The organism is Microbacterium sp. USTB-Y, assembly GCF_023703415.1.
Classification (GTDB): domain Bacteria; phylum Actinomycetota; class Actinomycetes; order Actinomycetales; family Microbacteriaceae; genus Microbacterium.
Genome location: NZ_JAGMTU010000002.1, coordinates 626,665 through 653,303 on the forward strand (window position 1 = coordinate 626,665; position 26,639 = coordinate 653,303).

General features: G+C 69.6%; 29 protein-coding genes. 4 read left to right on the forward strand and 25 right to left on the reverse strand.

Annotation, left to right across the window (positions count from 1 at the left end; translation table 11 throughout):
- The first annotated feature begins 72 nt into the window (after positions 1-72).
- Positions 73-492 carry a rhodanese-like domain-containing protein gene (locus J8G10_RS06655; RefSeq protein WP_251441906.1) on the forward strand — a complete coding sequence of 140 codons (420 nt, stop codon included), beginning with the start codon at positions 73-75 and terminating at the stop codon, positions 490-492.
- Between the two features lie 67 nt (positions 493-559).
- Here the strand turns inward: J8G10_RS06655 and J8G10_RS06660 are convergent, their stop codons facing one another.
- The 6 genes from J8G10_RS06660 to J8G10_RS06685 all read right to left on the reverse strand — a co-directional run bounded on the left by J8G10_RS06660 (position 560) and on the right by J8G10_RS06685 (position 6,215).
- On the reverse strand, positions 560-964 hold the full coding sequence (locus J8G10_RS06660; protein WP_251441909.1) for a VOC family protein: 405 nt from the start codon (positions 962-964) through the stop codon (positions 560-562).
- 148 nt (positions 965-1,112) lie between these two features.
- Positions 1,113-1,547 carry a cytochrome c oxidase subunit 4 gene (locus tag J8G10_RS06665; RefSeq protein WP_251441911.1) on the reverse strand — a complete coding sequence of 145 codons (435 nt, stop codon included), beginning with the start codon at positions 1,545-1,547 and terminating at the stop codon, positions 1,113-1,115.
- Positions 1,548-1,550: 3 nt separating this feature from the next.
- Positions 1,551-3,278 (reverse strand): cytochrome c oxidase subunit I, encoded by a 1,728-nt coding sequence (gene ctaD / locus J8G10_RS06670; protein ID WP_251441914.1) that lies wholly within the window; start codon positions 3,276-3,278, stop codon positions 1,551-1,553.
- A 5-nt stretch (positions 3,279-3,283) separates the two neighbouring features.
- Positions 3,284-4,198 (reverse strand): cytochrome c oxidase subunit II, encoded by a 915-nt coding sequence (gene coxB / locus J8G10_RS06675; RefSeq protein WP_251441917.1) that lies wholly within the window; start codon positions 4,196-4,198, stop codon positions 3,284-3,286.
- Positions 4,199-4,319: 121 nt separating this feature from the next.
- Positions 4,320-4,682, reverse strand: a complete 363-nt coding sequence (gene erpA / locus J8G10_RS06680) for an iron-sulfur cluster insertion protein ErpA (protein ID WP_045252341.1) — start codon at positions 4,680-4,682, stop codon at positions 4,320-4,322.
- Positions 4,683-4,799: 117 nt separating this feature from the next.
- On the reverse strand, positions 4,800-6,215 hold the full coding sequence (locus J8G10_RS06685) for a dipeptidase (RefSeq protein WP_251441919.1): 1,416 nt from the start codon (positions 6,213-6,215) through the stop codon (positions 4,800-4,802).
- A gap of 55 nt (positions 6,216-6,270) precedes the next feature.
- Here J8G10_RS06685 and J8G10_RS06690 point away from each other — a divergent pair, with 55 nt between their 5' ends.
- A complete protein-coding gene (locus J8G10_RS06690; RefSeq protein ID WP_251441922.1) occupies positions 6,271-6,834 on the forward strand; it encodes a DUF3043 domain-containing protein in 564 nt (187 codons plus the stop codon).
- A gap of 72 nt (positions 6,835-6,906) precedes the next feature.
- Here J8G10_RS06690 and J8G10_RS06695 read toward each other — a convergent pair whose 3' ends face one another.
- The 5 genes from J8G10_RS06695 to dnaE form a co-directional block, all read right to left on the reverse strand.
- Positions 6,907-7,929 carry a quinone-dependent dihydroorotate dehydrogenase gene (locus J8G10_RS06695; protein ID WP_251441925.1) on the reverse strand — a complete coding sequence of 341 codons (1,023 nt, stop codon included), beginning with the start codon at positions 7,927-7,929 and terminating at the stop codon, positions 6,907-6,909.
- 54 nt (positions 7,930-7,983) lie between these two features.
- Positions 7,984-8,457 (reverse strand): transcriptional regulator NrdR, encoded by a 474-nt coding sequence (gene nrdR, locus J8G10_RS06700; protein ID WP_251441930.1) that lies wholly within the window; start codon positions 8,455-8,457, stop codon positions 7,984-7,986.
- Between the two features lie 10 nt (positions 8,458-8,467).
- Entirely contained in the window at positions 8,468-9,790 is a 1,323-nt protein-coding gene (gene hisD, locus J8G10_RS06705) for a histidinol dehydrogenase (RefSeq protein ID WP_251441933.1), read from the reverse strand.
- Between the two features lie 6 nt (positions 9,791-9,796).
- Positions 9,797-11,278, reverse strand: coding sequence for a hypothetical protein (locus J8G10_RS06710; protein WP_251441936.1), 1,482 nt, complete (start codon positions 11,276-11,278; stop codon positions 9,797-9,799).
- A 135-nt stretch (positions 11,279-11,413) separates the two neighbouring features.
- Positions 11,414-14,932 (reverse strand): DNA polymerase III subunit alpha, encoded by a 3,519-nt coding sequence (dnaE, locus tag J8G10_RS06715; RefSeq protein ID WP_251441939.1) that lies wholly within the window; start codon positions 14,930-14,932, stop codon positions 11,414-11,416.
- A 66-nt stretch (positions 14,933-14,998) separates the two neighbouring features.
- On the opposite strand from dnaE, the gene J8G10_RS06720 reads away from it, so the two are divergent.
- Positions 14,999-15,520, forward strand: a complete 522-nt coding sequence (locus J8G10_RS06720; RefSeq protein ID WP_251441945.1) for an NUDIX domain-containing protein — start codon at positions 14,999-15,001, stop codon at positions 15,518-15,520.
- Here J8G10_RS06720 and J8G10_RS06725 read toward each other — a convergent pair.
- The 6 genes from J8G10_RS06725 to J8G10_RS06750 form a co-directional block, all read right to left on the reverse strand.
- Positions 15,484-16,548 carry a hypothetical protein gene (locus tag J8G10_RS06725; RefSeq protein ID WP_251441949.1) on the reverse strand — a complete coding sequence of 355 codons (1,065 nt, stop codon included), beginning with the start codon at positions 16,546-16,548 and terminating at the stop codon, positions 15,484-15,486. The genes J8G10_RS06720 and J8G10_RS06725 overlap by 37 nt on opposite strands.
- Positions 16,549-16,618: 70 nt before the next feature.
- Positions 16,619-17,209 (reverse strand): sigma-70 family RNA polymerase sigma factor, encoded by a 591-nt coding sequence (locus J8G10_RS06730; RefSeq protein ID WP_251441952.1) that lies wholly within the window; start codon positions 17,207-17,209, stop codon positions 16,619-16,621.
- Between the two features lie 52 nt (positions 17,210-17,261).
- Complete coding sequence (locus J8G10_RS06735; protein WP_251441958.1) at positions 17,262-17,834, reverse strand: GNAT family N-acetyltransferase; 573 nt, start codon at positions 17,832-17,834, stop codon at positions 17,262-17,264.
- Between the two features lie 28 nt (positions 17,835-17,862).
- A complete protein-coding gene (locus J8G10_RS06740) occupies positions 17,863-18,591 on the reverse strand; it encodes a hypothetical protein (protein ID WP_251441965.1) in 729 nt (242 codons plus the stop codon).
- Positions 18,588-19,118 carry a DUF6114 domain-containing protein gene (locus J8G10_RS06745; protein ID WP_251441971.1) on the reverse strand — a complete coding sequence of 177 codons (531 nt, stop codon included), beginning with the start codon at positions 19,116-19,118 and terminating at the stop codon, positions 18,588-18,590. Before J8G10_RS06745 ends, J8G10_RS06740 begins: the two co-directional genes overlap by 4 nt.
- A 14-nt stretch (positions 19,119-19,132) precedes the next feature.
- Entirely contained in the window at positions 19,133-19,747 is a 615-nt protein-coding gene (locus tag J8G10_RS06750) for a DUF6230 family protein (RefSeq protein WP_251441978.1), read from the reverse strand.
- A 118-nt stretch (positions 19,748-19,865) separates the two neighbouring features.
- Between J8G10_RS06750 and J8G10_RS06755 the strand changes: the two genes are divergently transcribed.
- On the forward strand, positions 19,866-20,465 hold the full coding sequence (locus J8G10_RS06755; protein ID WP_251441980.1) for a TetR/AcrR family transcriptional regulator: 600 nt from the start codon (positions 19,866-19,868) through the stop codon (positions 20,463-20,465).
- A 27-nt stretch (positions 20,466-20,492) separates the two neighbouring features.
- On the opposite strand, the gene J8G10_RS06760 is transcribed toward J8G10_RS06755, so the two are convergent.
- The 8 genes from J8G10_RS06760 to J8G10_RS19540 form a co-directional block, all read right to left on the reverse strand.
- Entirely contained in the window at positions 20,493-21,416 is a 924-nt protein-coding gene (locus J8G10_RS06760) for an RluA family pseudouridine synthase (protein ID WP_251441982.1), read from the reverse strand.
- Positions 21,417-21,418: 2 nt separating this feature from the next.
- Positions 21,419-22,036 carry a signal peptidase II gene (lspA, locus tag J8G10_RS06765; protein WP_251441984.1) on the reverse strand — a complete coding sequence of 206 codons (618 nt, stop codon included), beginning with the start codon at positions 22,034-22,036 and terminating at the stop codon, positions 21,419-21,421.
- A gap of 16 nt (positions 22,037-22,052) precedes the next feature.
- Positions 22,053-22,628, reverse strand: coding sequence for a DivIVA domain-containing protein (locus tag J8G10_RS06770; protein WP_251441986.1), 576 nt, complete (start codon positions 22,626-22,628; stop codon positions 22,053-22,055).
- A 142-nt stretch (positions 22,629-22,770) separates the two neighbouring features.
- The gene (locus J8G10_RS06775) at positions 22,771-23,052 is read right to left on the reverse strand and encodes a YggT family protein (RefSeq protein ID WP_251442400.1); all 282 of its coding nucleotides are present in this window, start codon (positions 23,050-23,052) and stop codon (positions 22,771-22,773) included.
- A gap of 27 nt (positions 23,053-23,079) precedes the next feature.
- Positions 23,080-23,568 carry a cell division protein SepF gene (locus J8G10_RS06780; RefSeq protein ID WP_251441988.1) on the reverse strand — a complete coding sequence of 163 codons (489 nt, stop codon included), beginning with the start codon at positions 23,566-23,568 and terminating at the stop codon, positions 23,080-23,082.
- Between the two features lie 39 nt (positions 23,569-23,607).
- Complete coding sequence (locus J8G10_RS06785; RefSeq protein ID WP_251441990.1) at positions 23,608-24,291, reverse strand: YggS family pyridoxal phosphate-dependent enzyme; 684 nt, start codon at positions 24,289-24,291, stop codon at positions 23,608-23,610.
- Positions 24,288-25,451: a cell division protein FtsZ gene (gene ftsZ / locus J8G10_RS06790; RefSeq protein ID WP_251441994.1), complete on the reverse strand. Its 1,164-nt coding sequence runs from the start codon at positions 25,449-25,451 to the stop codon at positions 24,288-24,290. The genes J8G10_RS06785 and ftsZ overlap by 4 nt, the downstream gene beginning before the upstream one ends.
- A 168-nt stretch (positions 25,452-25,619) precedes the next feature.
- A complete protein-coding gene (locus tag J8G10_RS19540; protein ID WP_251441996.1) occupies positions 25,620-26,639 on the reverse strand; it encodes an FtsQ-type POTRA domain-containing protein in 1,020 nt (339 codons plus the stop codon).

Consider the following 26,639-nt stretch of genomic DNA (forward strand, 5'->3'; position numbering starts at 1 on the left):
GCACGACGAAGGCCCCGTCATCTGACGGGGCCTTCGTCGTTGCCATCGCGCCCCCCGCGGTAGCCTGGCGTCATGACTTCTGCCGCCGAACACTTCGCCGCCAAGCTCGCCTTCGAGACCGATGCGAGCGACCTGCACGCCGCCCGCACGTCCGGTGAGCGCATCGCCGTGGTGGACGTGCGCAGCGACGAGGCGTGGGCTCAGGGGCGTGTCGTCGACGCGATCCATATGCACTACAGCGAGATCGCCGCCCGGGCGCCCCAGGAGATCCCTCAGGGCACCCCCGTGGTGGTCTACTGCTGGAGCCCCGGGTGCAACGCCGGCGACAAGGGCGCGCTGGAGTTCGCCAAGCTCGGCTACGACGTGAAGCTCATGATCGGCGGCTTCGAGTACTGGGTGCGCGAGGGATACCCCGTCGAGAATGCGGACGGGATCCATCGTCGACCGGTGGACCCGCTCACCGGGATCCCGCGCGTCCGCACAACGGCCTGAGCGCCCGCGCTCCCCCGCGCCTCGGAGAGAGGTCACGTGGAGCGCCATCGCAGCGGCGTGCAGCGGCTCAGGACGCCGGCGCTGAGGAATCCACGGGTGCTGTCTGCGCCATCACCGCGAGGGTGCGCCCGTCGGGGTCGGCGAAGAACGCCATCCATTCCTCGACACCCGAGTCATGACGATGGATCAGGTGCGGAGCGTCGAGGAAGACCACCCCTTTCGCCGTCAGGGCCTCGTGGGCGGCGTGGATGTCCTCGACGCGGAAGTACAGCACCGACTCGCCGCTCTCGCCCGCACCGTCGTCCGCCGCGCTCAGGAACAGCCGCGTGCCGTTCAGGTCGAAGAATGCGAGGTCGCCGTAGGTGTACAGGTGCGGCAGGCCGAGGACATCGCGGTACCAGCTGACGGCGACATCGATGTCACGGACGCGGCGCGACACCTGTCCGAGCGACGCCAGATCGCCTCCGTCCATCGGTGGCCTCCCTCGATGCCTCACGGCGTCCGATCATGCCGTCCATCGGGATGATAGCCGTCTCCCACTGTGACCGTCACGCGATCCGCAGGCACAAGACGACGAGGCCCCCGGAGCCAGGAGCTCCAGGGGCCTCGTGCGGAAGGACTCAGCGGGCGAAGTGGCCGCGGTAGTACTCGTAGACCCAGCCGACGATCGCGACGACGAAGATCGCCAGCGCCACCGGGAAGAGGAACACCCCGACGGCCAGGGCGATCATGCCCACCGCAGCTGCGCCGGCGAGCACGATCGGCCACCAGGACCACGGGCTGAACTCGCCGAGCTCCGGGTCACCGTCATCGATGTCGCTGGTGAGGATGTCCTCGGGGAGCGTCCCGCCCTGCGCCTTGTGCGTGCGGTCCAGGTAGAAGGCGACCATCGCGCCCATGAAGGCCGCGAAGAACAGGGCGACGGTGCCGACCCACTCGATCGCCCGGACGGGCGGCTCGCCCGCGTGGGCGACGAGGTTCCAGACCGTGTAGGTCACGCCCATCAGGGCGAAGAACGCGGTGAGGATCCACCAGAGGACGATGTTGTCGCGCATGGGTCAGTGGCCCTTTCCGTCGGCGGCAGCAGCGACCGGGTGCTCGGCCGCCTCCGGGTGGTTCAGGTCGAACGCGGGACGCTCACTGCGGATGCGCGGGATCGAGGTGAAGTTGTGCCGCGGCGGCGGGCACGACGTCGCCCACTCGAGCGAAGCGCCATAGCCCCAGGGGTCGTTGACCGTGACCTTCGGAGCCTTGCGCGACGTGAGCCAGACGTTCAGGAAGAACGGCAGCATCGAGGCGCCCAGGATGATGGCGCCGATCGTCGAGACCTGGTTCTCCCACGTCCAGTTGTCGTAGGCCGAGTAGTCGGCGTAACGACGCGGCATGCCGTCGACGCCCAGCCAGTGCTGGATGAGGAAGGTCATGTGGAAGCCGATGAAGAGCATCCAGAAGTGCACGTAACCGAGGCGCTCGTTGAGCATGCGGCCCGTCCACTTCGGCCACCAGAAGTAGAACCCGGCGAACATCGCGAACACGACCGTGCCGAACACCACGTAGTGGAAGTGCGCCACCACGAAGTAGGAGTCCGAGAGGAAGAAGTCCAGCGGCGGGGAGGCCAGGATCACGCCGGTCAGCCCACCGAAGACGAAAGAGACCAGGAAGCCGAGCGAGAACACCATCGGCGTCTCGAAGGTCACGGATCCTCGCCACAGCGTGCCGATCCAGTTGAAGATCTTGACGCCGGTCGGGACCGCGATGAGCATCGTCATGAGCGCGAAGAACGGCAGCAGCACACCGCCGGTGACGTACATGTGGTGCGCCCACACCGCGACGGAGAGGGCCGCGATCGCGATCGTCGCGTAGACGAGGGTCTTGTATCCGAAGATCGGCTTCCGGCTGAACACCGGGAAGATCTCCGAGACGATGCCGAAGAACGGCAGCGCGATGATGTACACCTCGGGGTGGCCGAAGAACCAGAACAGGTGCTGCCAGAGCAGGACGCCGCCGTTGGCCGGGTCGTAGATGTGGGCGCCGAGGACGCGGTCCGCCGCGGCGGCCAGCATCGCGGCGGCCAGCACCGGGAACGCCATCAGGATCAGCAGGCTGGTGATCAGCGTGTTCCACGAGAAGATCGGCATGCGCCACATCGTCATGCCGGGGGCCCGCATCGTGATGATCGTGGTGATGAAGTTCACCGCACCCAGGATGGTACCGAAACCGGACATGCCGAGGCCGAGCATCCAGAGGTTGCCGCCCGCACCGGGCGTGAACGAGGCGCTCGCGAGGGGCTGGTAGGCGAACCAGCCGAACGAGGCCGCACCCTGCGGGGTGAGGAAGCCGGCGACCGCGATGGTCGAGCCGAAGAGGAACAGCCAGAAGGCGAAGGCGTTCAGACGCGGGAACGCGACATCCGGCGCACCGATCTGCAGCGGCAGGATCGCGTTCGCGAAACCGGCGAACAGCGGCGTCGCGAACATCAGCAGCATGATCGTGCCGTGCATCGTGAACAGCTGGTTGTACTGCTCCTTCGTCGGGATGATCTGCATGCCCGGCGAGAACAGCTCGGCGCGGATGATCAGGGCCATCACGCCGCCGAGGAGGAAGAACAGCACCGAGGCGATCAGATACATGTACCCGATCGTCTTGTGGTCCGTGGAGGTGATCCACTTGACGACGATGTTGCCCTTCTGCTCGACGCGGGTCGAGCTGAGCAGCGCCGCCTGGCGCGGCGGGATCGTCGTCGGACGCGCGCCGACCTCGGACGTGTCGGGAAGAGTGCTCGTCATTCTGCTTACTTCGCTTCCGAGTCGGTCGTGGGCTTCCCGGTGCCGGGGAAGTTGGTGAGGCGGTCGTAGGCGTCGGTGATGTCGCCCGTGTTGCCCTCGTTCTTCAGCTTGGTCAGGTAGGCCTGGTAATCGGCGTCGCTGACGACCTTCACGTTGAAGAGCATCATCGAGTGGTACTCGCCGCAGAGCTCCGCGCACTTGCCCTGATAGGTGCCCTCGCGCGTCGGCGTGAAGGACCAGGAGTTGTCCTTGCCGATGTACATGTCCTTCTTGTACAGGAAGTCGATGATCCAGAAGGAGTGGATCACGTCACGCGACTGCAGCGTGATGTGGACCTTCTTGTTCACCGGCAGGTACAGCGTCGGGAGGGCGGCCTGGTCGATGTTCCCGGCCTTGTCGGGCTGGGCCTGGACGCCCATGGTCCAGACTGCGTCGGAGTTGTCCTTCTCCTTGCCGTCGTACTGGAAGTCCCAGGCCCACTGCTTGCCGATCGCGGTGATCGACACGTCGGGCGCGGGCTGGCCCGGTGCGCCGTACTGGGTCTCGATGATCGTCTGGTCGCGAGCCGTGAAGGCGAACATGCCGAAGATCAGAATCAGCGGGACGATCGTGTAGAAGATCTCGATCGGCATGTTGTAGCGCAGCTGCACCGGCAGGCCGGTCTGGCCCTTGCGCCGGCGGTACGCGATGGCCGCCCAGCCCATGAGGCCCCAGGTGATGAGACCCACGACGAGCAGGACGATCCACGAATTGACCCAGAGCGCGGCGACGCGATCGGTCTGATTGGTGGCGGGTGTGCCGTCGGCGACGAAGCCCGGAAGGAATCCGTGGAGCTCTGTGGGAGAGCATCCCGCGAGGGCCACGGCTGCCGCTACTCCCAGGGGGAGTGCGGCCCAACGAAGGCGGCGTTTCGAGGGCACGATGCACCTTTCAGATCACGGACGTGGGCTACCTCAGTCTAGGGCAACCTCACACCCGATTCACGCCATCCACGCAGGTAGGGCGTGGATGGCGCAGGGTGGGGAGAGGGGATTCCGCGGGTCAGTGGAAGCTGTCGCCGCAGGCGCAGGAGCCCTGCGCGTTGGGGTTGTCGATCGTGAACCCCTGCTCCGAGATGGTGTCCTTGAAGTCGATCGACGCACCGTCCAGATACGGCACGCTCATGTTGTCGACGATGACCTCGACGCCGTCGAAGTCGACGGTCTCGTCGCCCTCGAGATAGCGCTCGTCGAAGTAGAGCTGGTAGATCAGGCCGGAGCAGCCGCCGGGCTGCACGGCGACGCGCAGGCGGAGGTCGTCGCGCCCCTCCTGCTCCAGCAGGCTCTTCACCTTCGCCGCGGCGGCGTCGGTGAGCTTCACGCCGTGCGCGGTGGTGGTCTCGGGGGTGAGGGTGATGTCGCTCATGTCGCTCCTTGGATCGGCCGTGCACCGGCACGGTTCCCGTCCTCCGAGTCTACCGCCGCAGGGACGGGCGGCAGCGAGCCGGCCCTCACGACCGGGTCTCGATGCCGCCCTGGCGCGTCAGAGCGTGATCTCGTTCATCCGGGTGAGCAGCAGCGCCTCGGTCGCCACCGCGTGCCGGAACGTGTCCAGGTGCAGAGACTCGTTGGGGCTGTGCGCCCGCGCGTGCGGGTCCTCGACTCCGGTCACGAGGATCTCGGCGCCGGGGAAGCGCTCGACCAGATCGGCGATGAAGGGGATGGATCCCCCGATGCCGAGGTCGACTGGGTCCTTGCCGTATCCGTCGGCCATCGCCCCGCGCACCAGGCCGACCGCCCAGCCGCTCGTGTCGACGAGGAACGGGTTGCCCAGGTCGAGGTCCGAGAAGGCGAGCTCGGCGCCGAACGGCGCGTGCGCCCGCAGGTGCGCCTCGAGCGCGGCGTAGGCGTCGTCGGCGCTCTGCCCCGGTGCGATCCGGCAGCTCAGCACGACCGTCGCCTCAGGGGCGAGCGTGTTCGACGCCGCGGCCACCGAGGTCGCATCGACGCCGATGACCGTGACGGACGGCTTGTTCCAGATGCGGCTGAGGATCGTGCCGTCGCCGATCGGCGTGACGCCGGGGAGGAGCCCGGTCTCGTCGCGGAGGGTCGCCTCGCTGTACTCCGGCGTCTCCGCCTCGCGCACGGCGAGTCCCTCGACGGCCACGGATCCGTTCTCGTCCCAGAGCGTGTTCAGCAGTCGGATCGTCGCGAGCATCGCGTCGGGCACCGCTCCCCCGAACATGCCCGAGTGCGACGCGTGGTCGAGCGTGCGCACCGTGAGGGTGAAGCGCACCGCGCCGCGCAGCGAGACGGTCAGACCCGGCGTGGACGAATCCCAGTTGCCGGAGTCGGCGACGACGATCGCGTCTGCGCGGAGGGCGTCCTCGTTGTCGGTGAGGAACTGGGCGAAGGAGCGGGAGCCGTACTCCTCCTCCCCCTCGATGAACATCGCGATGCCCAGATCGAGGTCGTCTCCGAGCGCCTCCGCCACGGCGCGGATCGACGCGATGTGCGCCATGATCCCGGCCTTGTCGTCGGCGGCGCCACGACCGTACAGGCGGCCGTCGCGGACGGTCGGCTCGAACGGCGGGGTCTCCCAGAGCTCGTCGGCCCCCGGCGGCTGCACGTCATGGTGGGCGTACAGCAGGATCGTCGGCTTGCCGTTGCGGGCGGCGCGGCGGGCGAGGATCGCGGGCTGGCCGACCTCGTCCGTCCCCGGGATCGCGGCCCGCAGCACCCGCACGCTGTCGAATACGCCGGTGCCCTCCGCCAGCTCGGCGACGGCGGCGGCGCTGCGGACGAGCTGGGTCTGATCGAACGCCGGCCACGCGATTCCCGGAATGCGCACCAGGGCGCCGAGATCGCTCAGCGCGGCCGGGATCCCGGTGGCGACGGCGGCGGCGACGGCGGCTTCGACGTCACCGGAAGCGGTGACCGAGGAGGAGGGAGAAGTCATGCAGGTAATCTTAGAGAACACCCGTTTCCTCCTCTCTCGACTTCCAGGAGCCTTCGTGCCCAGCACTCCCACCCCCGCACCCGACGACGCCTCCGACGAGGCGACGAGCGGCAAGGGACGCCGCACGCCGACCCGCGCGGAGCAGGAGGCCGCCCGGCGCCGCCCGCTGGTGCCCGACACCAAGGAGGCGAAGGCCCAGGCCCGCGCCGACCTGCGCCAGCGCCAGGAGCGTCAGCGCATCGGCATGGCGAACGGCGAGGAGAAGTACCTCCCGGTGCGCGACCGCGGCCCGCAGCGCCGCTGGGTGCGCGACTACGTCGACGCGGGATGGCACGTCAGCGAGTGGATCATGGCCCTCATGGTCGTGGTGATCGTCGTGTCGCTCATCCCGAACACCCTCGTGGCCTACTGGGCCTTCATCGGCCTCTGGGGCTTCATCGCGATCGCGATCATCGACATGGTCTTCCTCGGCATCCGCGTGAACCGCCGGATCGCCGAGAAGTTCGGCAAGGACAAGCGCGAGCGCGGTCTCGCGTGGTACGCGGCCATGCGGTCGCTGCAGATGCGCTTCATGCGGCTGCCGAAGCCCCAGGTCAAGCGCGGTCAGTACCCGGACTGATCCGGATCCCCCGACAGACGAGAAGGTCCCGGTGCGCTGCGAGCGCCCGGGACCTTCTGCGTCGTACGCGGATCAGCGCGCGTGCAGCCCCGCGCGGATCTGCCGCGCCCAGAACGGCCCGCGGTAGAGGAACGCCGTGTATCCCTGGACCAGGGTCGCACCGGCGTCGAGACGCTCGCGCACCTCGGCACCGGTCTCGACGCCTCCCACGGAGATGACGCAGAAATCGGCGGGGACGGCGGCCCGCACGATCCGGAGGACCGCGAGCGAGCGCTCCTTGAGCGGGGCGCCGGACAGGCCCCCCTCGCCTGCCGCGGCGACCTTCGCGGGATCCGTGATCAGCCCCTCGCGCGAGATCGTCGTGTTCGTCGCGATCAGGCCGTCCAGTCCCTCCTCGACGGCGAGCTCCGCGATCGCGGCGACCTCGTCGTCCGGAAGATCGGGTGCAATCTTCACCAGCAGCGGTGTGGCGCCGGCGGCCGCCTTCACGGCTCGCAGCAGCGGAGCGAGCGTCTCCACGGCCTGCAGGCCGCGCAGTCCCGGCGTGTTCGGGGACGAGACGTTGATCGCGAGATAGTCGGCGAGGGGCGCGAGACGCACCGCCGAAGCGACGTAGTCGGCGGTCGCGTCCTCGACCGCGACCACTCGGCTCTTGCCGATGTTGACGCCGATCACGGCCGCGGGACGGCGGCGGCGGAGCTTCCACAGCCGCTTCTCCGCGGCCTCCGCACCGGCGTTGTTGAAGCCCATGCGGTTCACCACGGCGCGATCCGGGATGAGCCGGAACAGCCGCGGCTTGGGGTTGCCCGGTTGCGGGATCGCGGTGATGGTGCCCACCTCGACGTGCCCGAATCCGAGCGCGGACAGGCCGCGCACCCCGACCGCGTTCTTGTCGAAGCCCGCGGCGATGCCGAACGGCGAGGGGAAGACGAGCCCGAGGGCGCGCACCTCGTCCCGCGGCTCGGGACGCGTCAGTGGACGGGCGATCCAGGAGAACGGGGGCGCGCCGAGCACCCGCACCACGGCCATGCCGGCGTGGTGGGCGAACTCGGGATCGAAACGCGCGAGGACGAGACGGAAGAGCAGCGCATACATCCCTGCCAGGCTACCGGTCGGCGGATGCGGATCCGACCGACGTCGAGGCCGGGCTCAGAGAGCGGTCTGCTCCGCCGCCGCGTGATGGTCGGCGCGGAGCTCGGCGATCGAGGTCTCGAAGTCCTCGAGGGAGTCGAACGCCTGATAGACGCTCGCGAAGCGCAGGTAGGCGACCTCGTCCAGATCCCGCAGGGGCCCCAGGATCGCCAGCCCGATCTCGTTGGTGTCCAGCTGCGAGACGCCCGTCTGACGCACCGCCTCCTCGACGCGCTGCGCGAGGATCGCGAGATCCGCCTCGGTCACCGGGCGCCCCTGACAGGCCTTGCGGACGCCGGAGATCACCTTCTCGCGACTGAACGGCTCCATCACGCCGCTTCTCTTGATCACGTTGAGGCTCGCGGTCTCGGTCGTCGAGAACCGCCCCCCGCACTCGGGGCACTGGCGGCGGCGCCGGATCGACAAACCGTCGTCGCTCGTGCGGGAGTCGATGACGCGGGAGTCCGGATGACGGCAGAACGGGCAGTGCATTCGTGAAAGCCTACGCCCCGGAGTCCTGCTCGGCCGCGAATCGGGCCTCGACTGCTTCGCCGTGCGCCGGCAGCAGCTCGGCCGCCGCAAGGGCGGCGACGCCCGCGCGCGCCTCGGTGAGCGCCGCGTGGTCGTAGGAGACGACCTGCTGCGGGCGCAGGAAGGTGTAGGCGCCGAGCCCCGACGCGTAGCGCGCCTGACCCCCGGTCGGGAGCACGTGGTTGCTGCCCGCCATGTAGTCCCCGAGGCTGACCGGCGTCTGGTCGCCGACGAAGACCGCCCCGGCGCTCGTGAACGACGGGGCCGCGGCCTCCGCATCCGCCAGGTGCAGTTCGAGGTGCTCCGGCGCATAGGCGTTGCTGAACGCGACCGCCGCGGCCCGGTCGTCGACGAGGACGATCGCCGACTGCGGTCCGTTCAGCGCCGCCTGCACGCGCTCGCTGTGCCGGGTGCGCGCCGCCTGGGTCGCGACCTCGGCGGCGACGCGCTCGGCGAGCTCTGCCGCATCGGTCACGAACACCGCCGAGGCCTGCTCGTCGTGCTCCGCCTGGCTGATGAGATCGGCCGCGATCAGGCGGGGGTCGGCGTCGCCGTCGGCGACGATGAGGATCTCGGTGGCACCGGCCTCGGAATCGGTGCCGACCACCCCGGCGACGGCGCGCTTCGCGGAGGCGACGAAGTTGTTGCCCGGCCCGGAGATCACGTCGACGGGGTCGAGTCCGACCCCCGGCACGCCGTAGGCGAAGGCGCCGACGGCTCCGGCGCCGCCGATCGCGTACACCTCCTCCACGCCCAGCAGTGCCGCCGCGGCGAGGATGGTCGGGTGGATGCGCCCGTCCTCGCCCTGCTGCGGCGGCGAGGCGAGCGCGATGCTGCGGACTCCGGCGACCTGCGCGGGCACGACGTTCATCACGACGCTCGAGGCGAGCGGCGCCTTGCCGCCCGGGATGTAGACGCCGACCCGGCCCACGGGCTGCCAGCGCTGCACGATGCGCGCGCCGGACCCGATCCGGGTCTCGCGGTCCTCCGGCACCTGGGCGGCGGAGCCGCGGCGCACCCGGTCGATCGCCGCCTCCAGCGCCGTGCGCACGTCGGGGGCGGCCGACGCGAGGGCCTCGTCGAGGTGCTCGCGGGGAACCCGGATCGCGTGCCCGCTGACCCGGTCGAAGCGATCGGCCTGCTCGCGCAGTGCCTCCTCGCCGCGCACGCGCACGTCCTCCACGATCGCGGTCGCGGTGGCCAGCGCCTCGGCGCGTGCGGCGGTGGCGCGCGGTACGGCCGCGAGCATCTCGGCGGTGGAGAGGGTGCGTCCCCTCAGGTCGATCGTCTGCATGCGTCCTCAGCCTCGGGTCATGTTGTCGGTGTCGTGCAGGTAGCCCACGCGGCCGTCGTCGTGCCGCACGACGAACGCGCCGCCGCGGTCCTCGAGAACAAGGATCCACGCATCGGGCCCGATCGTGAAAATCTCGTCACCCCGCGCGTCATGAACCGGCCGGGTCTCCGGCGCCAGCGCCCAGAAGGGCTGGGCCGGCTCGGATCCCCGCCGCTCCTCCGCCACCACGTCGACCGCGTGCGTGGCGACCTCGTCCTCGGGCGAAGGCACCAGCAGGTCGCCGAGCACTTCGGTCATGGTGTCGGACAGGTCGTGCGAGACCGGCGACCGGTCACCGGCGTCCGCAGGGTCGTCCTCCGACGGGGCGGAAGGGCTCGGCTCCGCCTCGGACGACTCCGTCGGAGCGGACGCCTGCGTCGTCTCGGACGCCTCCGCATCGCGCCGGGAATCCGCCCCCGTGGTCCGGTCGTCCTCGCGGAGCTCCTGCCGCGTCGTCCCCGGGTCGGCGCCGACGGGTGCCGGCTCCTCCGCCTCGGGGATCGCCTCCGTCAGGGCCTCGGCCGCAGCCGCGCCCGCGGTGGGGGCCTCCCCCGCGTCCTCGCCTGCGGCTGATTCGGCAACGCCGCTCTCGGCGGTGCGCGCGGCCGACTCGTCCGCTCGGACTGCCGTGTCCTCCGCCCCCGCCTCGGAGGCGACGAACGACTCGCGGTGGTGGTCGGGCACGTAGCCGGCTCCGCCGAGGATCGCCGCGCCCGTGGCGCCGGCGGAGAGGTGCGCGCCAGCGTCGACCTCGTTCTCGTGCAGCAGCCCGGGATCGACGTCGTCCTCGTTCTGAGGATCGGACACGCTCCCCCGCGCACGCACCGGCCGCGGTCGGGTGAACACCGGGCGCACCGGGTTCGCATTGCGGTGCGCCAGGGTGTCGGTGCGCCCCTCGAAGTCCTCGCGCAGCCCCGGGATGAGGACCGCGAACACCGAGACCACCACGAGGCCCAGCAGGGAGGCGACCTCCAGCCAGAGCGGCCAGGTGGCGAGCGCGCTGCGGCGCATCGCGGCGACCAGGTCGAGCTGCTGCCACAGCAGCACGGCCCAGCTGACCAGGGCGACGCTGAACGCCACCGAGGCGAACTGATCGATGCCGAGAGAGCCGACGCGGCGGATCCCCTCCGGCGACAGGCGCCGCAGCACCACGAGGAAGACGGCCGCCGTGGGCACGCCGATCGTGAGCAGCCAGGCGCCGTTCATCGTCCACACGGTCGCCGAGCTGTCGAGCACGCTGCCCGCTGCGGGGACGAACGAGAGCACGAAGGCGATCAGCCACAGACCTGCCATGATCAGCTCACGCAGGGTGAACCCCACATAGCCGTGCTGAGGCGCCGCCGCAGGGAAGGAGTCCTCCGGGACGGCCTCGTCGGGGCGGGCCTCCGGGGTCGATGTCGGGCTCTCTTCGCCCTGCGACATCGCAGCGAAAGGGACGTCGCCGGTCATCAGTGCTTCCTTTCGTCGTGCGGCCGTCTGGGGGGCGGCCGTCGGACGGGACCCGATACTACCGGGCAGGTTTGGAGACCTCCTGAGCGGGCTCCGGCGACGGATGCCCCCGTGGGTCGAGCCGGCGGGGAACGGTCAGCCCAGGCATTGCGGGCCGAGCAGCGACTTCAGATCGCCGAACAGATCCGCGGTGACGGTGACGGGCATGGGCACCTCGAAGACCTTCGCGCGTCCGCCGCGGTGCATCTTCAGCATCACCTCGGTCTCCCCCGCGTGGCGTCGCAGCACCTCGGCGAGATCCTCGATGACGCGCTCGGTGGCGCGCTGCTCCGGCACGATCAGCGACAGCGGCCCTGCCGCATCGAAGGCGCCGACGTCGGGCGTGAACGCCGACTGCGCATGCAGGTTCATGCCGTCGTCGCGACGCGAGATCCGTCCGCGCACGGCGAGGATCGCATCCTGCTGCAGCGTGCTCTGGAACTCGAGGTAGGTCTTGCCCATGAACATGATCGTGATCTCGCCGTGGAAGTCCTCGATCGTGATCATGCCGTACGGGTTCCCGCTCGCCTTCGCGACGCGATGCTGCACGCTCGTCACGAGTCCCGCCACCGTCACCTGGTCGCCGTCCTGCAGGTCCTCCGACTCGAGGAGCGCGTTGATCGCGATGGACGCGTGCTTGGCGAGCGGCACCTCCAGCCCTGCCAGCGGATGGTCGGACACGTACAGGCCCAGCATGTCGCGCTCGAACGCGAGCTTGTCCTTCTTGGTCCACTCGGGCCGGTTCGGCACCTTGGGCGGGGCGACCTCCTCGACCTCGTCGTAGAGGCTGTCGAAGTCGAAGCCGATGGCGCCCTGGGCCTCGTTGCGCTTCTGGTCGACCGAGGCCTCGACGGCGTCCTCGTGGATCTCGACGAGCGCACGGCGGGTGTCGCCCATGGAGTCGAAGGCGCCGGCCTTGATCAGCGACTCCACCGTGCGCTTGTTGGCGACGTGCAGCGGGACCTTCTTGAGGAAGTCGTGGAACGAGGTGAAGTTCTCCTCCTGGCGCGACTTCACGATGCCGTCGACGACATTGGATCCGACGTTGCGGACGGCTCCGAGCCCGAAGCGGATGTCCTCGCCGACGGCCGCGAAGAAGTTGATCGACTCGCGCACATCCGGCGGAAGCACCTTGATGCCCATGCGGCGGCACTCGTTGAGGTACAGCGCCATCTTGTCCTTGGAGTCGCCGACGCTGGTCAGCAGCGCCGCCATGTACTCGGCGGGGTAATGCGCCTTCAGGTACGCGGTCCAGTAGGAGATCACGCCGTAGGCGGCCGAGTGGGCTTTGTTGAACGCGTAGTCGGAGAACGGCAGCAGGATCTCCCAGAGCGCGTTCACCGCACCGTCGGAGTAGCCGTTGGCGTGCATGCCCGCCTGGAAGCCCTCGAACTGCTTGTCCAGCTCGGACTTCTTCTTCTTGCCCATCGCACGGCGGAGGATGTCGGCCTGACCGAGCGAGAACCCGGCCACGCGCTGGGCGATCGCCATCACCTGCTCCTGGTAGATGATGAGGCCGTAGCTCTCCTCCAGGATGTCCTTGAGCGATTCCGCGAACTCCGGGTGGATCGGCGTGATCTCTTGGAGCCCGTTCTTGCGGAGCGCGTAGTTCGTGTGCGAGTTCGCGCCCATCGGGCCCGGCCGGTACAGCGCGATGAGCGCCGAGATGTCGCCGAAGTTGTCCGGCTTCATGAGGCGCATGAGCGCACGCATCGGCCCCCCGTCGAGCTGGAACACGCCGAGCGAGTCGCCGCGGGTGAGCAGGTCGTACGACGGACGGTCGTCGAGCGCCAGATCCTCCAGGACGAGCTCCTCGCCCCGGTTCATCCGGATGTTGGCGAGGGCGTCCGAGATGATCGTGAGGTTGCGCAGCCCCAGGAAGTCCATCTTGATGAGACCGAGCGACTCGCAGGACGGATAGTCGAACTGCGTGACGATCTGGCCGTCCTGCTCGCGCTTCATGATCGGGATGATGTCGATCAGCGGATGCGAGGACATGATGACGCCGGCCGCGTGCACGCCCCACTGGCGCTTCAGGTTCTCCAGACCCAGCGCCGTGTCGAACACGGTCTTCGCCTCGGGATCCGACTCGATCACGACGCGGAACTCGCTGGCCTCCTTGTACCGCGGGTGCTCTGGATCGAACATGCCGTCCAGCGGCATGTCCTTGCCCATCACCGCGGGCGGCATCGCCTTGGTGAGCTTCTCCCCCATGCTGAAGGGGAAGCCGAGCACGCGTCCGGCGTCCTTCAGCGCCTGCTTGGCCTTGATCGTGCCGTAGGTGACGATCTGCGCGACACGCTCGTCGCCGTACTTCTCCGTGACGTACTGGATCACCTCGCCACGACGGCGGTCGTCGAAGTCGACGTCGAAGTCGGGCATAGAGACGCGGTCGGGGTTGAGGAAGCGCTCGAAGATGAGGCCGTGCTCGAGAGGATCCAGATCCGTGATCTTCATGGCGTAGGCCGCCATGGATCCGGCGCCGGAACCGCGGCCGGGGCCGACCCGCACGCCGTTGTCCTTGGCCCAGTTGATGAAGTCGGCGACGACGAGGAAGTAGCCGGGGAACCCCATGGACGAGATGACCTCGACCTCGTAGTTCGCCTGCTTGCGCACCGCATCGGAGATCCCGCCCGGGTAGCGGAGCTGCAGGCCCTTCTCGACCTCCTTGATGAACCAGCTCTCCTCCGTCTCGCCCGGCGGGACGGGGAAGCGCGGCATGAAGTTGGCACTCGTGTTGAAGGAGACGTCACAGCGCTCGGCGATGAGCAGCGTGTTGTCGCACGCTTCGGGGTGCTCTCGGAACACCTGGCGCATCTCCGCAGCCGATTTCACGTAGTAGCCGTCGCCGTCGAACTTGAACCGGTTCGGGTCGTCGAGGGTCGAGCCGGACTGCACGCAGAGCAGCGCCGCGTGGCTGGTCGCGTCGTGCTGGTGCGTGTAGTGCAGATCGTTCGTGCCGACGAGCGGGATCCCGAGGTCCTTCGCGATCTTCAGCAGGTCGCCGGTGACGCGCCGCTCGATCTCCAGACCGTGATCCATGATCTCGGCAAAGTAGTTCTCCTTGCCGAAGATGTCCTGGAACTCCGCCGCCGCCGCGCGGGCGGCGTCGTACTGCCCCAGGCGCAGCCGGGTCTGGATCTCTCCGGAGGGGCATCCGGTGGTGGCGATCAGGCCCTTGGAGTACTTCTGCAGGATCTCGCGGTCCATGCGGGGCTTGAAGTAGTAGCCCTCCAGGCTCGAGGTCGAGGAGAGCCGGAACAGGTTGTGCATGCCCTCGGTCGTCTCGGACAGCAGCGTCATGTGCGTGTAGGCGCCGGATCCGGACACGTCGTCGCGGCGCTGCTCGGGGGATCCCCACTGCACGCGCGACTTGTCGCTGCGGTGCGTTCCGGGTGTGACGTAGGCCTCGATGCCGATGATCGGCTTGACGCCCGCGGCGGTCGCCGCCTTGTAGAACTCGAAGGCCGCGAACGTGTTGCCGTGGTCGGTCACGGCCACCGCCGGCATGCCCTGTGCGACCGCCTCCTGCACCAGCGGCTGGATGCGCGCGGCCCCGTCCAGCATCGAGTACTCGCTGTGCACGTGCAGGTGGACGAAGGAGTCTGAGGCCATGCATCGAGTCTACGTTTCAGGGTGGGACACGGAGGCCTCGCGATCCGCCGCCGATACCCTGGGACCATGACCACCCCGGGCTTCGTCGTCGCCTTCCGCGAGCACATCGGCCACGCTCCGCTGAACCTGGTGGGTGTGACGGCGATCGTGTTCCGCGAGGAGAAGGTGCTGCTCGGCAGACGCGCCGACAACGGCGTGTGGCAGGCGATCTCCGGCATCGTCGAGCCCCGCGAGGAACCCGCCGACACCGCGGTGCGCGAGTGCCTCGAGGAGGCCGGCGTGACCGTCAAGGTCGAGCGGCTCGCGCTCGTGCAGCAGCTCCCCCGCGTGACATACGCCAACGGGGACGAGGTGGACTACCTCGACCTCGTGTTCCGCTGCTCGTGGGTCTCCGGCGAGCCTCACCCCGCGGACGGAGAGCTCACCGAGGTCGGCTTCTACGACCTGGCCGCCATGGGCGACGTCGACGACGCCCATGTGCGCAAGATCGCCCTCGCCGTAGCCGAGGACGATCCCGCGCACTTCCGGGGCGGACGCCCGCCGCGGGCGCCTCAGCCCGGGAGCCCGTCCACGAGATCGACGACGTAGCTCCGCTGCTCATCGGCGACGCCTGCGGGGACGACACCGGTTCCCGGATCGGTGCTGTCCGAGATCCCCGTCACCCGACCGGTCGAGACGTCGACCGTGATCGTCTGATGGCGTTGGACATCTCCGGACTCGTCCGGCGCCTCCCCGTACGTCGAGTCGAACGCGATCGTGCGCACCGAGCCGTGGCTGTCGATGATCGACGATCCGGGGAGCTGCCCCAGCGCCTGCAGCATGGCCGCGCGCACGTCGCCGCCTCCTGCGTTGGAGGCGAGCAGGGTCATCAGCTTCCAGCCGGCCATCGCTCGGAGGTGGTAGTCGGAGCTGCCGTTCTGCGTGGCGAGGAGCTGCCCGAGGATCCCGTCAGCGTCACCGGGCAGGGATGTCAGGTAGTCGCCGTAGCGGGTTCCGTCCCCCTCGGGCAGGGAGCCCCCGCCCTCGCGGAAACCACCGGCTTCCCCCGCGGATGCCCAACGGTCGAGGAACGCCCGCATGAGCGCGTCGGCAGCCTCATCCGGACCATAGGCGGCCGCCAGCGTCGGGGCGGCGGCAGGGGCGAAGTACCAGTCAGCGGTCGGATCCGCGGGGACGTAGAAGACCCCGCTGCTCCGGACTACCCAGGCGCGTGTCGCCATCGACGCGGACAGCCCCTGATTCGGCGAAGCGATGGTGGTGCCGTCGCTGAGGAACACGACGTCCGCGGTCCACGCGATGCGCAGATACTGATCGGACCGAGGGGCGAGCCCTCCGTGGATCGCCGACGCTGCGGCTGCCCGGAGCACCGACGAGGCCGTCTCCGGCACCGCCGGGGCCGTCGGATCCGGCGCCGGCACCGGGCGCGCGGTCTGAGTCGGGAGTGAGGTCGGATGCGCCACCGCCGTCGGCTCCGGCCCGGGCGCCGTCAGGTTCCCGATGAGGATCGCCGTGGCGGCGGCCGCCGCCACGGCGCCGACGCCTCCCGCGACGAAGTACCACGGCGACCTCGTCGACGGGACGCGCTTCGGCGCCTTCGCGCCGCTGATCTCCGCCATCAGGCGAAGCCGGGCGGTCGCGAGATTCGCCTCTGCGCCCTCGATCTCGGGTCTGATCTCTGCGACCTTCTCACACACGTCCAACGCTCTCTCCCTTCTGCTGCTTCTTCTCGAAAGCCTCGATGCGGCGGTCCGGATCCAGACGTCGGCGCACGCGATGGAGCCGCGATCTCACCGTTCCCACCGGCACGCCGAGAGCTTCTGCCACCTCGTCATAACTGAGTCCGTGCCAGGCGTAGAGCAGGAGCGTCTCCCTGTCCTTCGGCCCGAGCGCCGCGATCCGCATCCTCAGCGCGGCCACCTCGCGTTCCGCATCGACGCGCGCAAGCGCCTCGTCCACGCCCCCGGCCGACGAGATCTCCTCACTGCCCATCGACGCGACGAAGGATCGCCAATGCCTCGCCTCCACCGCCCGATGCCTGCGGATGAGCCTCGCCGCGATGCCGAGCAGCCAGGGCGCGCTCGACTCCGCGGCGAGGTCGAAGTCGGCGCGACGACGGAACGCCGTGAGGAACGTCTCGCTCAGGATGTCCTCGGCTGCGGCGCGACCGACCCGGTAGGTGGCGAAGGCGTTCACGCTCCGGGCGTGCCGATCGAAGAGCTCGGCGAACGCGGCCGGCTGGTCGAGAGACCTCTGGATGATCTCGCTGTCTGTGCTCACGCTGTGTATTGTCCAAGCGCGTCCGCCCGGTTCACGGTATTTTCGGCAGCGCTCAGCGCAGGTCCAATCGCATCAGCACCCGGGGGAAACCGTTGATCACGGATCCGGTGTCCGAGGCCTTCGTGAAGCCGGCGGACTCGAACAGTCCGCGCGTGCCGACGTACGCCATCGTCAGGTCCACCTTCGCGCCGCGGTTGTCCACAGGGTACGCCTCGATCGCCGGGGCCCCGCGCTCACGTGCGAAGGCGACGGCGCCGTCGACGAGCGTGTGCGTGATGCCCTGCTTGCGGAATCCCGGGCGCACGCGGAGACACCACAGCGACCAGACGTCGAGGTCGTCGACATGCGGGATCAGCCGATTGCGGGCGAAGGACGTGTCGCCGCGACGATGGACCGCCGCCCAGCCGACGGGTTCGCCATCGAGATACGCGATCACGCCGGGAGGCGGATCCTCCGCGCAGAGCCCGCGCACGCGCTCCGCCCTGGCCTCGCCGCGCAGCGCCTGGCTCTCCTTGCTCGGGATCCGGTAACTCAGGCAGAAGCAGGACTGCGCCGTGGGGTTCTTGGGCCCCACGAGCGTCGCGACGTCGTCGAAGACGCTCGCCGGCCGCACCTCGATGCTCATGCGTCCAGTCTGCCCCCGGGCGCCGACATCACGGCTCGACGATGCGCTGATCCGTGTTCGTGTAGCTGATCGAGTCGGCGATCGTGCCGACGAGCCCCATCGTGACGCGCAGCAGGCCCGGCTTGACGTCGTCCAGGGGCGGGGGCGTGTCCGTCCCCAGCGTCAATGCACGACCGTCCTGCGTGGTGGCGGTGACCGAGCCGAGGTACACGCTCACATGCCCGGTGAGCGTCATGGTGTCGGCGTTGGTCACGAGACCCGCCTTGTCCGGCGGGCGGACGGTGAGCGAGAACCCCGAGATCGTGATGGAGTCGGCCGAGATCTTCAGGGCGCGGACGGTGCCGCCGTCGATGGTCGGCACGTCGACGATCGAGATCCCGCTCAATCCGGTGAAGGACAGCCCCTGCGACCCCATCGAGGCGGGGGTCTTCGTGAAGACGGGCGCGCTCTCGTCCCTCGTCGCGGCGACCGGGGCCGGCGCGGGCGTCGGCGCGGGATCTCCTGGAGCGGGCGGCGCCGTGGTGGCCGGCGTCGACGGCGTGCCGGGCAGCGCGGGCAGTCCCGGCGTCGAGGGTCCGGGCGTGCCCGACGTCGGCGGGGGCGTCGTCGGGGTCGGAGTCGGTGCGGGGCACCAGATCAACGGGATGCACAGCCCGGTCGGCTGCGACGCCGGGGCGAGCGCCGCTCCGAGGGTCAGCGGTGCCACGAGCGCGAGCGCGGCCAGAAGGCCAGCGCCGGGGCGCCGCTGCGACTTCACGCTGCCGCCTCCTCGACTCCGCCGACAGGCGATGCGGGGCGCGGTCCCATCCAGGCCACGACGAGCACGGCTCCGGTGCCGGCGAGCAGCATCCCCACGATGAATCCGCCGAGGTTCACCCCGATCAGCGAATAGATCGCCACGACCAGGGCGATGATCCCGTAGAACACATGGTGCGCGGGCATGGCGACGGCGAGGATTCCGAGCAGCAGCAGCGCGATCGGGATGACCGTCGCCTGCAGCCCCTCGATCCCGAGCTGCACATGCAGATGCCCGATGTCGAGCTGTCCCGAGAAGAACATCTCCACGCCGCCGAGGGCGACCAACAGGCCGCCGACGAACGGGCGCTGACGGCGCCAGTGCCGGAATCCGCGGGCGGACCCCGGGACGGAGGCGCTCTCTGCGCCGGTCTCCGGGACCGACATGGCGGAGGGATCGGAGTCGTCACGCACGGGTGACAGCGGATCCGCCCCGCCGGGCCGGTGCTGGCGTCGCGCGGTTCCCCGCTCCCCCGTCTCGTCGGTCATCGCGGTGTCGTCCCTCAGAAGCATCCCTGCGAACCGTCCGTCAGCTCCAGCGTCATGCCCGTCAGGGTGAACACGGAGGCCTGGGTGCTCCAAGCCGTCTGCTGCAGGTTCTTGATCGACACCGTGTCGGCGTCCTGGGCGAAGTCGCCCGCGCTGCCCTTCGCATCGGTGTTGACCGTCGAGGCGTCCACACCGATGCGGATCGCGCCGAACGAAGCATCGCCCTTGAGGCCCGTCATGCCGATCTGCAGGTCGCTCGCGGACGCGGGGTTGCCGTTGCCGCCCGCTTTGATGAGCACGCCCACCTTGCCGAGCGGCGTGTCGGTGATGACGGACTGGCAGAGATCTGCGAGGGTCGCGCTTTTGATGTTCGCGATCGCGACGGTGTGCTCCTTGCCCTCGGTGTCCTTGGCGACCCCGGCGTACTGCGAGAACCCGGTCCCTTCGAGCTGGGACGCGCTGATCTGGAACTGGCTCCCCGACACCGCGAACGACACCGGGACGGCTCCCTGAGCGACACCGCCCATGAGGGCCGCGGCCACCACTCCGGCGGGAATCGCGACCAGGGCGATGCGGCCTGCGTGAGACGAGCCGAGCTTGCGGACACGGTCGGACTTCGGGAACTTCATCGATCCTCCTCCAGGGCGCCGGCTGCGATGGCGGCGCTCCCTGGTCGAGTATATTGCCCGTTGACTCAGAGTCAATACCATGCGGGATCCTGCACCCCCGCCCCGCTAGGCTCGGGGCATGCCCGACGTGCGACGCGCCAGACTGACCCCCGAGGAGCGACGGGCGCAGCTCGTGGCCACCGGGGTCAACTTCCTTGCGGAGCATTCCCTCGACGAACTCACCATGGACGTCCTGGCCCAGCGCGCCGGGGTGTCGCGCCCCCTGCTGTTCCATTACTTCGACACCCGGCAGGGCATGCACCTCGCCGTGGTGACCATGGCGAGGGACAGCCTCCTGCTCGCCTCCGAGCCGCGCGACGATCTGGAGCCGCGGGCCCGCATCCGCGACACGCTGCTGCGCATCACGGAGTTCGTGCGCCAGCATCAGAGCACTTTCCACTCGCTCGTGCGCGGCATCGCGAGCGGCGACCCCGCCGTGCGCCGGGTCGTGGACGAGTCCCGCGATCTCAACGCTCAGCGGCTCATCGACGCCTTCGGCGAGCTCGGCGTCGCCGACACGCCCGCCCTGCGCGTCGCGCTGCGCTCCTGGGTCTCCTTCACCGAGGAGAGCCTGATCAGTCTGGTCATCGAACGCGACGAGGATCCGGAGCGCGTCGTGCGCTTCCTCGAGACGACTCTGGACGGCGTCATCGCCGCGACCGGCGAGCTGCGCCTCTGAGCGCCGCCCTCCCGCAGGGTCTGCCGCTCAGGCTTCGCCGCGGAGCACGTCCAGCGCATGCTGGAAGTCGGCGGGGTAGGGCGACTCCGTCTGCACCCATTCCCCGGTCACCGGATGCGCGAACCCCAGCTTGTGGGCGTGCAGCCACTGCCGGGTGAGCCCGAGCCGCGCGGACAGCGTGGGGTCGGCGCCGTACAGCGGGTCTCCGACGCACGGGTGCCGATGCGCGGCCATGTGCACGCGGATCTGGTGGGTACGGCCCGTCTCCAGGTGGATCTCCAGCAGGGAGGCGCCGCGGAAGGCCTCGAGCGTCTCGTAGTGGGTGACGGACGGCTTTCCGTCCGGCGTCACCGCGAACTTCCACGAGTGGTTCGGATGGCGCCCGATGGGCGCGTCGATCGTGCCCGCGAGCGGATCCGGATGCCCCTGCACGACGGCGTGGTAGATCTTCTCCACTGTGCGCTCCTTGAAGGCGCGCTTGAGGGCGGAGTACGCGGCCTCCGTCTTCGCGACCACCATGAGGCCGCTGGTTCCCACGTCGAGCCGGTGCACCACGCCCTGCCGTTCCGGAGCCCCGCTCGTCGCGATGCGGAATCCCGCCGCCGCGAGGGCGCCGACGACGGTGGGACCCTCCCATCCGAGCGAGGGGTGGGCCGCGACGCCGGTGGGCTTGTCGACCACGACGATGTCGTCGTCGTCGTACACGATGCCGAGCTCCGGCACGGCGATCGGTTCGATGCGGGGCTCCTGCTTGGGCGCCCACTCGACGTCGAGCCATCCGCCGGCACGCAGCTTGTCCGACTTGCCGAGCGTGACGCCGTCGAGCGTAACTCCCCCGGCCTCGGCGATCTCTGCGGCGAACGTGCGCGAGAAGCCGAGCATCTTGGCCAGCGCCGCGTCGACGCGCACGCCGTCCAGGCCGTCCGGCACGGGCAGCGCACGGGACTGCACCGTCAGCTCCCTGTCCCGGTCGGGTGCCGGTGGTCAGCGTCGGCGTCGGCCGGCTCCGACCCCTCTGCGGATCCGGAGTCGTCGCCCGCGGCCTCGGTCTCCTTGTGGTCGCGCTCGCGCGAACCGTCCAGTCGCAGACCGGCGATGATCAGCAGGGCGATCGAGATCATCCCGGTGACGATGAAGATGTCCGCGACGTTGAAGATCGCCGGAAGCATCCACGGCATCGAGATCATGTCGACGACGTGGCCGACGCCGAACCCCGGCGCGCGGAACAGGCGGTCCGACAGGTTGCCGAGGACTCCCCCGAGCAGCGCGCCGAGCACGACCGCCCACAGGCGCGAGCGCACGGAGACGGACTTCCAGACGATCACGCACGCGACGACGGCGAGGGCGATCGTGAAGATCCAGGTGTATCCCGCACCGATCGAGAACGCCGCTCCGGAGTTGCGGATGGAGAACAGCTGCAGGAACTCCCCGATGACCGGGACGACCTTCTGCTCGGGGAGGTACGTGATGGTGAGGTACTTCACAAACTGGTCGGCGGCCAGCACGAGCACTGCGAGGATCGCAATGATCGTGCCGGCCGCCGAACCAGGAAGCGGTTGACGCCGGGTCAACGGGGCTCCTTACTGCTTACTGCGCGGAGGCGTCCCCCGTGGGGCCGCCCTTCTCGTCGAGGTCGCGGAGCTGACCCTCGATGTAGCTGCGCAGCTGCGTGCGGTACGAGCGCTCGAAGTCGTGCAGCTCGGTGATCTTGCCCTCGAGCACCGTGCGCTCGCGCTCGAGACGGGCGGTCTCCTCGCGCTGCTTCTGCTCGGCGTCGGCGAGGATCTTCGAGGCCTGGGCCTTGGCGTCGGCGATGAGCTGGTCGCGCTGCGACTTGCCCTCCGCGACGTGCTCGTCGTGCAGACGCTGTGCGAGCTCGATGATGCCTGCGGTCGCGGCGGCCGGAGCCCCGCCCTCGGCTGCCGGTGCGGGTGCGGCGACGGGCGCCGGCGCGGCCGGGGCCTCGGCGACCGGAGCGGCGGCCTTCTCCCCCGACTCGTAGGCGGCCAGCTTGGCCTTCAGCTCGGCGTTCTCTTCGAGCGCCTTGCGCCACTCGAGCACGACCTCGTCGAGGAAGTCGTCGACCTCGTCCGGGTCGAAGCCGTCCTTGAAACGGACGTGCTGGAACTGCTTGGTGACGACGTCATCCGGGGTCAGTGCCATTGGTGGCTCCTCTTTCGATGAGTTCTCGGTGGCCGGTGGACACACGGTGCCGACCTCGCGGTCAGCACCTTCAGAAAAGCATAGCCGTCCGATCCCGGCGCCGCGAAGACGGCGCGGAACGGACGGTGAGACGCGGGGACGATCAGATGAAGGATCGGGCGATCGACATCAGGATCAGCACGACGATCATCGTCAGGGTGAGGCCCATGTCCAATGCGACGGGTCCGATCCTCAACGGAGGAATGAGGCGTCGGAACATCCTGATCGGCGGATCCGTGATCGTGTAGACGATCTCGGCGGCGATCAGCCCCGCACCGCGCGGGCGCCACGATCGGTTGAAGATCGGGATCCATTCCAGGATCACGCGGGCGAACAGCGTCAGCAGATAGAGCAGAAGCAGGATGTTGAGGATCGCTGCGATCATCGAGACCGCGGACGCGACCGTCACGTGTCAGGAGTGCGCGAGCGCGGGTTCGTCGCCCCCGGCGATCCCGCCCTGCCCCGACACCGCGATGCTCTCCGGCGACAGCAGGAAGACCTTGCTGGTCACGCGCTCGATGCGGCCGTAGAGGCCGAGGGAGAGGCCGCTCGCGAAGTCGATCAGCCGACGCGCGTCGGCGTCGCTCATCTGAGACAGGTTGATGATCACGGGGATGCCGTCCCGGAAGCTCTCGGCGATGACCTGCGCGTCGCGGTACTGCTTGGGGTGCACCGTGAGGATCTCGTTCACCGCTCCCGCCGAAGGCTGACGGACCGCGGTGGGACGCCGCAGCGGCGTCACCGGAGCGGCCTTGACCTCTTCGCGCTCGCGACGGATCTCCTCGCGCCGGCTCGGCTCGTGCTCCTGACGCGTGGCGTGCGCGGCGGGGACCTCGTCGTAGGTCTCCTCCTCATCGGCGAGGCCGAGGTACACCATGGTCTTCTTCAGCGGGTTCCCCATCGTGTCCTCCGAACGTGTAGGGGTGGTTCTGCTTCGAGGCTAACCCTGGGCGGGTCGCGGTCCCGTGATTGCGGAGCCGATGCGAAGGTGTGTCGCGCCTGCGGCGATCGCCTCGGCGAAGTCGCCGGTCATCCCGGCCGAGATCCAGTCCGCCTCCGGCGCGATCGCGCGCAGACGGGCGGCGTACTCGTGCACGCGCGCGAAGGCGGCGGCCGGCTCCTCATCGAGAGGGGCGACCGCCATGACTCCGCGCAGTCTCAGCGTGGGCAGGGCGAGCACGTGCTCGGCGAGCCCTTCGAGGTCCGCGGGAGCGACGCCCCCGCGACCCGGATCGTCGGTGAGGTTGATCTGCAGCAGCACGTCCAGCGGCGGCGCGTCCGCCCCGGCACGGTCGAGGGCGTCGGCGATGCGCGGCCGGTCGACCGAGTGGACGGCCTGAGCTGCACGCCGGATCAGGCCCGCCTTGTTCGTCTGCGCCTGACCGATGAAGTGCCAGCGCAGCTCCCCCAGATCGGCGAGCTCCTGGGACTTCGAGGAGAGCTCCTGCTGACGGTTCTCGCCGACCTCGCGGACTCCGAGGCTGTAGAGCTCCCGCACGAGGGAGGCGGGATGGAACTTCGTGACCACGATGCGGGTGATCCCCGCGGGGTCGCGTCCCGCGCGCCGCGCGGCGTCCGCGATCGCTGCATCGATCGCGGACAGCCGCTCGGCGACCGAGGTCACTTGAGGAACTCGGGGATGTCGAGGTCGCTCTCGTCGAAGCCCGGCTCGATGCTGGTGTGCACCGGCGGGATCGACGGCACCGTGACGGGGGCGGTCTCCCGCGGCGCCGCCTCGTCGGAGGACGCCTCGGGGTCCTCTTCGGCGGCGGGCTTCTCGGCGACGGCCGGAGCCGACGTGCGCGAGAAGATCTGCGGGTCCAGGCGCAGCGTGGGCTCTCCGCTGTCGAAGCCCGCAGCGATCACCGTGACGCGCACCTCGTCGCCGAGCGTGTCGTCGATCACCGTTCCGAAGATGATGTTCGCCTCGGGGTGCGCGGCCTCCTTGACGAGGTCGGCCGCGTCGTGGATCTCGAAGATGCCGAGGTTCGATCCACCCTGGATCGAGAGGAGCACGCCGTGCGCGCCCTCGATCGAGGCCTCGAGCAGCGGCGACTCGACGGCGAGCTCGGCCGCCTTGATCGCGCGATCCGCGCCACGCGCGGATCCGATGCCCATGAGCGCGGATCCTGCGCCCTGCATGACGGACTTGACGTCGTTGAAGTCGAGGTTGATCAGACCGGGCGTGGTGATCAGGTCGGTGATGCCCTGCACACCGGCGAGGAGCACCTGGTCCGCCGTGGCGAACGCCTCGATCATGGAGATGCCGCGGTCGCTGATCTCGAGCAGACGGTCGTTGGGCACCACGATGAGGGTGTCGACCTCTTCCTTCAGCTTCGCCACGCCGGCGTCGGCCTGGCTCTGCCTGCGGCGGCCCTCGAACGAGAACGGCCGGGTGACGACGCCGATGGTCAGGGCGCCGATCGACTTGGCGATCCGCGCCACGATCGGCGCTCCGCCGGTGCCGGTCCCACCGCCCTCGCCCGCGGTCACGAAGACCATGTCTGCGCCCGTCAGCGCCTGCTCGATCTCCTCCGCGTGATCCTCGGCGGCACGCCGGCCGACCTCGGGGTCCGCACCCGCGCCGAGCCCGCGGGTGAGGTCGCGACCGACGTCGAGCTTGACGTCGGCGTCGCTCATGAGCAGCGCCTGCGCATCAGTGTTGATGGCGATGAACTCGACGCCGCGCAGGCCGAGCTCGATCATGCGGTTGACAGCATTGACGCCACCACCGCCGACACCGACGACCTTGATCACGGCGAGGTAGTTCTGGTTCTGGCTCATCCCGTCCTCCGATGTATTTCGAGCCTCTAGCCGAGGGCAACCTTAAACCTCAAGCAGAAGGTTAAAGTATTTCCCGGTATTGCTTTCTCTGGATCGAAGGTAAGCGGCGCATGCCGCGCAGAAGCCAAGCGACACGCGCCTGAGCGCGATAGCCTCGGATATTCGTGCTCAGCCGGCGATGCCGACGCCCGGCGAGGAGACGTCGAAGCTCGTCGCGCCCGGATTGGCGCCCATCAGCCTTTGAAGCACGAGTGCCTTCTGCGCCGACTGGTCCGCACTCCCCCAGGTCACCGTGGTGCCGCTCGTCAGCGTGAGCACGATGTCATCCGGCGTGGACGCCGTCACGCTGCCGACCTGCGCGCGCAGCTCGGTGGGGAGGGTGCGCAGAGCCGTGCCCGCCGCGGCGAAGGCCGCGGTGCCGGTCCCTCCGGCGACCTCGATCAGGGCGTACCCGGGAGGCTGGGCCTCGGCGGTGGAGAGGACGACACCGGCGGCATCGACGACCGTGAAGCGTCCGTCGCTCTGCTGGATGACCCCGACAGGCGTGCGCTCGACGAGACGCACCACGAGGTCGTGCGGCGGATGGGCCTCGAGCCGGTAGGTCTCGATCAAGGGGAAGCGCACGAGCGCGGCCTTGACGGCGCTGGCATCCACGAGCGCAAGCGGGCGCCCGAGCTGATCGGCGAGCGCCTTCTGCACCTCGGCGGGCTTGATCGCGCTCGCCCCCTCGACCGTGATGGTCTGCACCGCGAACAGCGGACTGTACGCGGCGCCGACGCTGCCGCCGACGACGAGGACGGTGAGGGCGGCGCCGACGATCCAGGCGATCCTGCGGCGACGGGACCGCTGCGTGAAGCGGCGGATCTCGCTGCGCAGGGCCCGGCGGCGCGCCCTCGTCGCCTGCCACAGGTCGCGCGCCGTGAGGGCGGAGCCGGCCGGGGCCCTGTCGTCGTCCTCGACGATCGCGGAGGAGTCCAGGGGCCGTCGACTCTCGAACGCGATCGGCGCTCCGCTCCCCTCCGGGCCGGAAACCGCGGGATCCGTCCCGGCAGGGCCGGAGCCCGCAGCGTCCGCCTCGGGCGCGGGGTTCCGCCGGCGTCCGAGGCGCCCCGTCTCCCCCTCGCCAGCGGTCGAGCCATCGTGCTCGACCGCTGGCGCGGAGACGGGGATCGCGGACGGCCGGCGCAC

Excerpts from the sequence above, each read along its gene's own strand:
- J8G10_RS06665 (WP_251441911.1), bottom strand. The coding sequence starts at position 1,547 with ATGCGCGACAACATCGTCCTCTGGTGGATCCTCACCGCGTTCTTCGCC.
- J8G10_RS06755 (WP_251441980.1), top strand. The coding sequence starts at position 19,866 with ATGCCCGACGTGCGACGCGCCAGACTGACCCCCGAGGAGCGACGGGCG.
- J8G10_RS06780 (WP_251441988.1), bottom strand. The coding sequence starts at position 23,568 with ATGGGGAACCCGCTGAAGAAGACCATGGTGTACCTCGGCCTCGCCGAT.
- J8G10_RS06710 (WP_251441936.1), bottom strand. The coding sequence starts at position 11,278 with ATGACCGGCGACGTCCCTTTCGCTGCGATGTCGCAGGGCGAAGAGAGC.
- J8G10_RS06745 (WP_251441971.1), bottom strand. The coding sequence starts at position 19,118 with ATGACCGACGAGACGGGGGAGCGGGGAACCGCGCGACGCCAGCACCGG.
- J8G10_RS06685 (WP_251441919.1), bottom strand. The coding sequence starts at position 6,215 with ATGACTTCTCCCTCCTCCTCGGTCACCGCTTCCGGTGACGTCGAAGCC.
- ctaD (WP_251441914.1), bottom strand. The coding sequence starts at position 3,278 with ATGACGAGCACTCTTCCCGACACGTCCGAGGTCGGCGCGCGTCCGACG.
- hisD (WP_251441933.1), bottom strand. The coding sequence starts at position 9,790 with ATGCAGACGATCGACCTGAGGGGACGCACCCTCTCCACCGCCGAGATG.
- J8G10_RS06735 (WP_251441958.1), bottom strand. The coding sequence starts at position 17,834 with ATGAGCATCGAGGTGCGGCCGGCGAGCGTCTTCGACGACGTCGCGACG.
- J8G10_RS06720 (WP_251441945.1), top strand. The coding sequence starts at position 14,999 with ATGACCACCCCGGGCTTCGTCGTCGCCTTCCGCGAGCACATCGGCCAC.
- erpA (WP_045252341.1), bottom strand. The coding sequence starts at position 4,682 with ATGAGCGACATCACCCTCACCCCCGAGACCACCACCGCGCACGGCGTG.
- ftsZ (WP_251441994.1), bottom strand. The coding sequence starts at position 25,451 with ATGAGCCAGAACCAGAACTACCTCGCCGTGATCAAGGTCGTCGGTGTC.
- J8G10_RS06775 (WP_251442400.1), bottom strand. The coding sequence starts at position 23,052 with ATGATCGCAGCGATCCTCAACATCCTGCTTCTGCTCTATCTGCTGACG.
- J8G10_RS06770 (WP_251441986.1), bottom strand. The coding sequence starts at position 22,628 with ATGGCACTGACCCCGGATGACGTCGTCACCAAGCAGTTCCAGCACGTC.
- J8G10_RS06695 (WP_251441925.1), bottom strand. The coding sequence starts at position 7,929 with ATGTATGCGCTGCTCTTCCGTCTCGTCCTCGCGCGTTTCGATCCCGAG.
- dnaE (WP_251441939.1), bottom strand. The coding sequence starts at position 14,932 with ATGGCCTCAGACTCCTTCGTCCACCTGCACGTGCACAGCGAGTACTCG.
- J8G10_RS06750 (WP_251441978.1), bottom strand. The coding sequence starts at position 19,747 with ATGAAGTTCCCGAAGTCCGACCGTGTCCGCAAGCTCGGCTCGTCTCAC.
- J8G10_RS06655 (WP_251441906.1), top strand. The coding sequence starts at position 73 with ATGACTTCTGCCGCCGAACACTTCGCCGCCAAGCTCGCCTTCGAGACC.
- nrdR (WP_251441930.1), bottom strand. The coding sequence starts at position 8,457 with ATGCACTGCCCGTTCTGCCGTCATCCGGACTCCCGCGTCATCGACTCC.
- J8G10_RS06660 (WP_251441909.1), bottom strand. The coding sequence starts at position 964 with ATGGACGGAGGCGATCTGGCGTCGCTCGGACAGGTGTCGCGCCGCGTC.
- J8G10_RS06725 (WP_251441949.1), bottom strand. The coding sequence starts at position 16,548 with ATGGCGGAGATCAGCGGCGCGAAGGCGCCGAAGCGCGTCCCGTCGACG.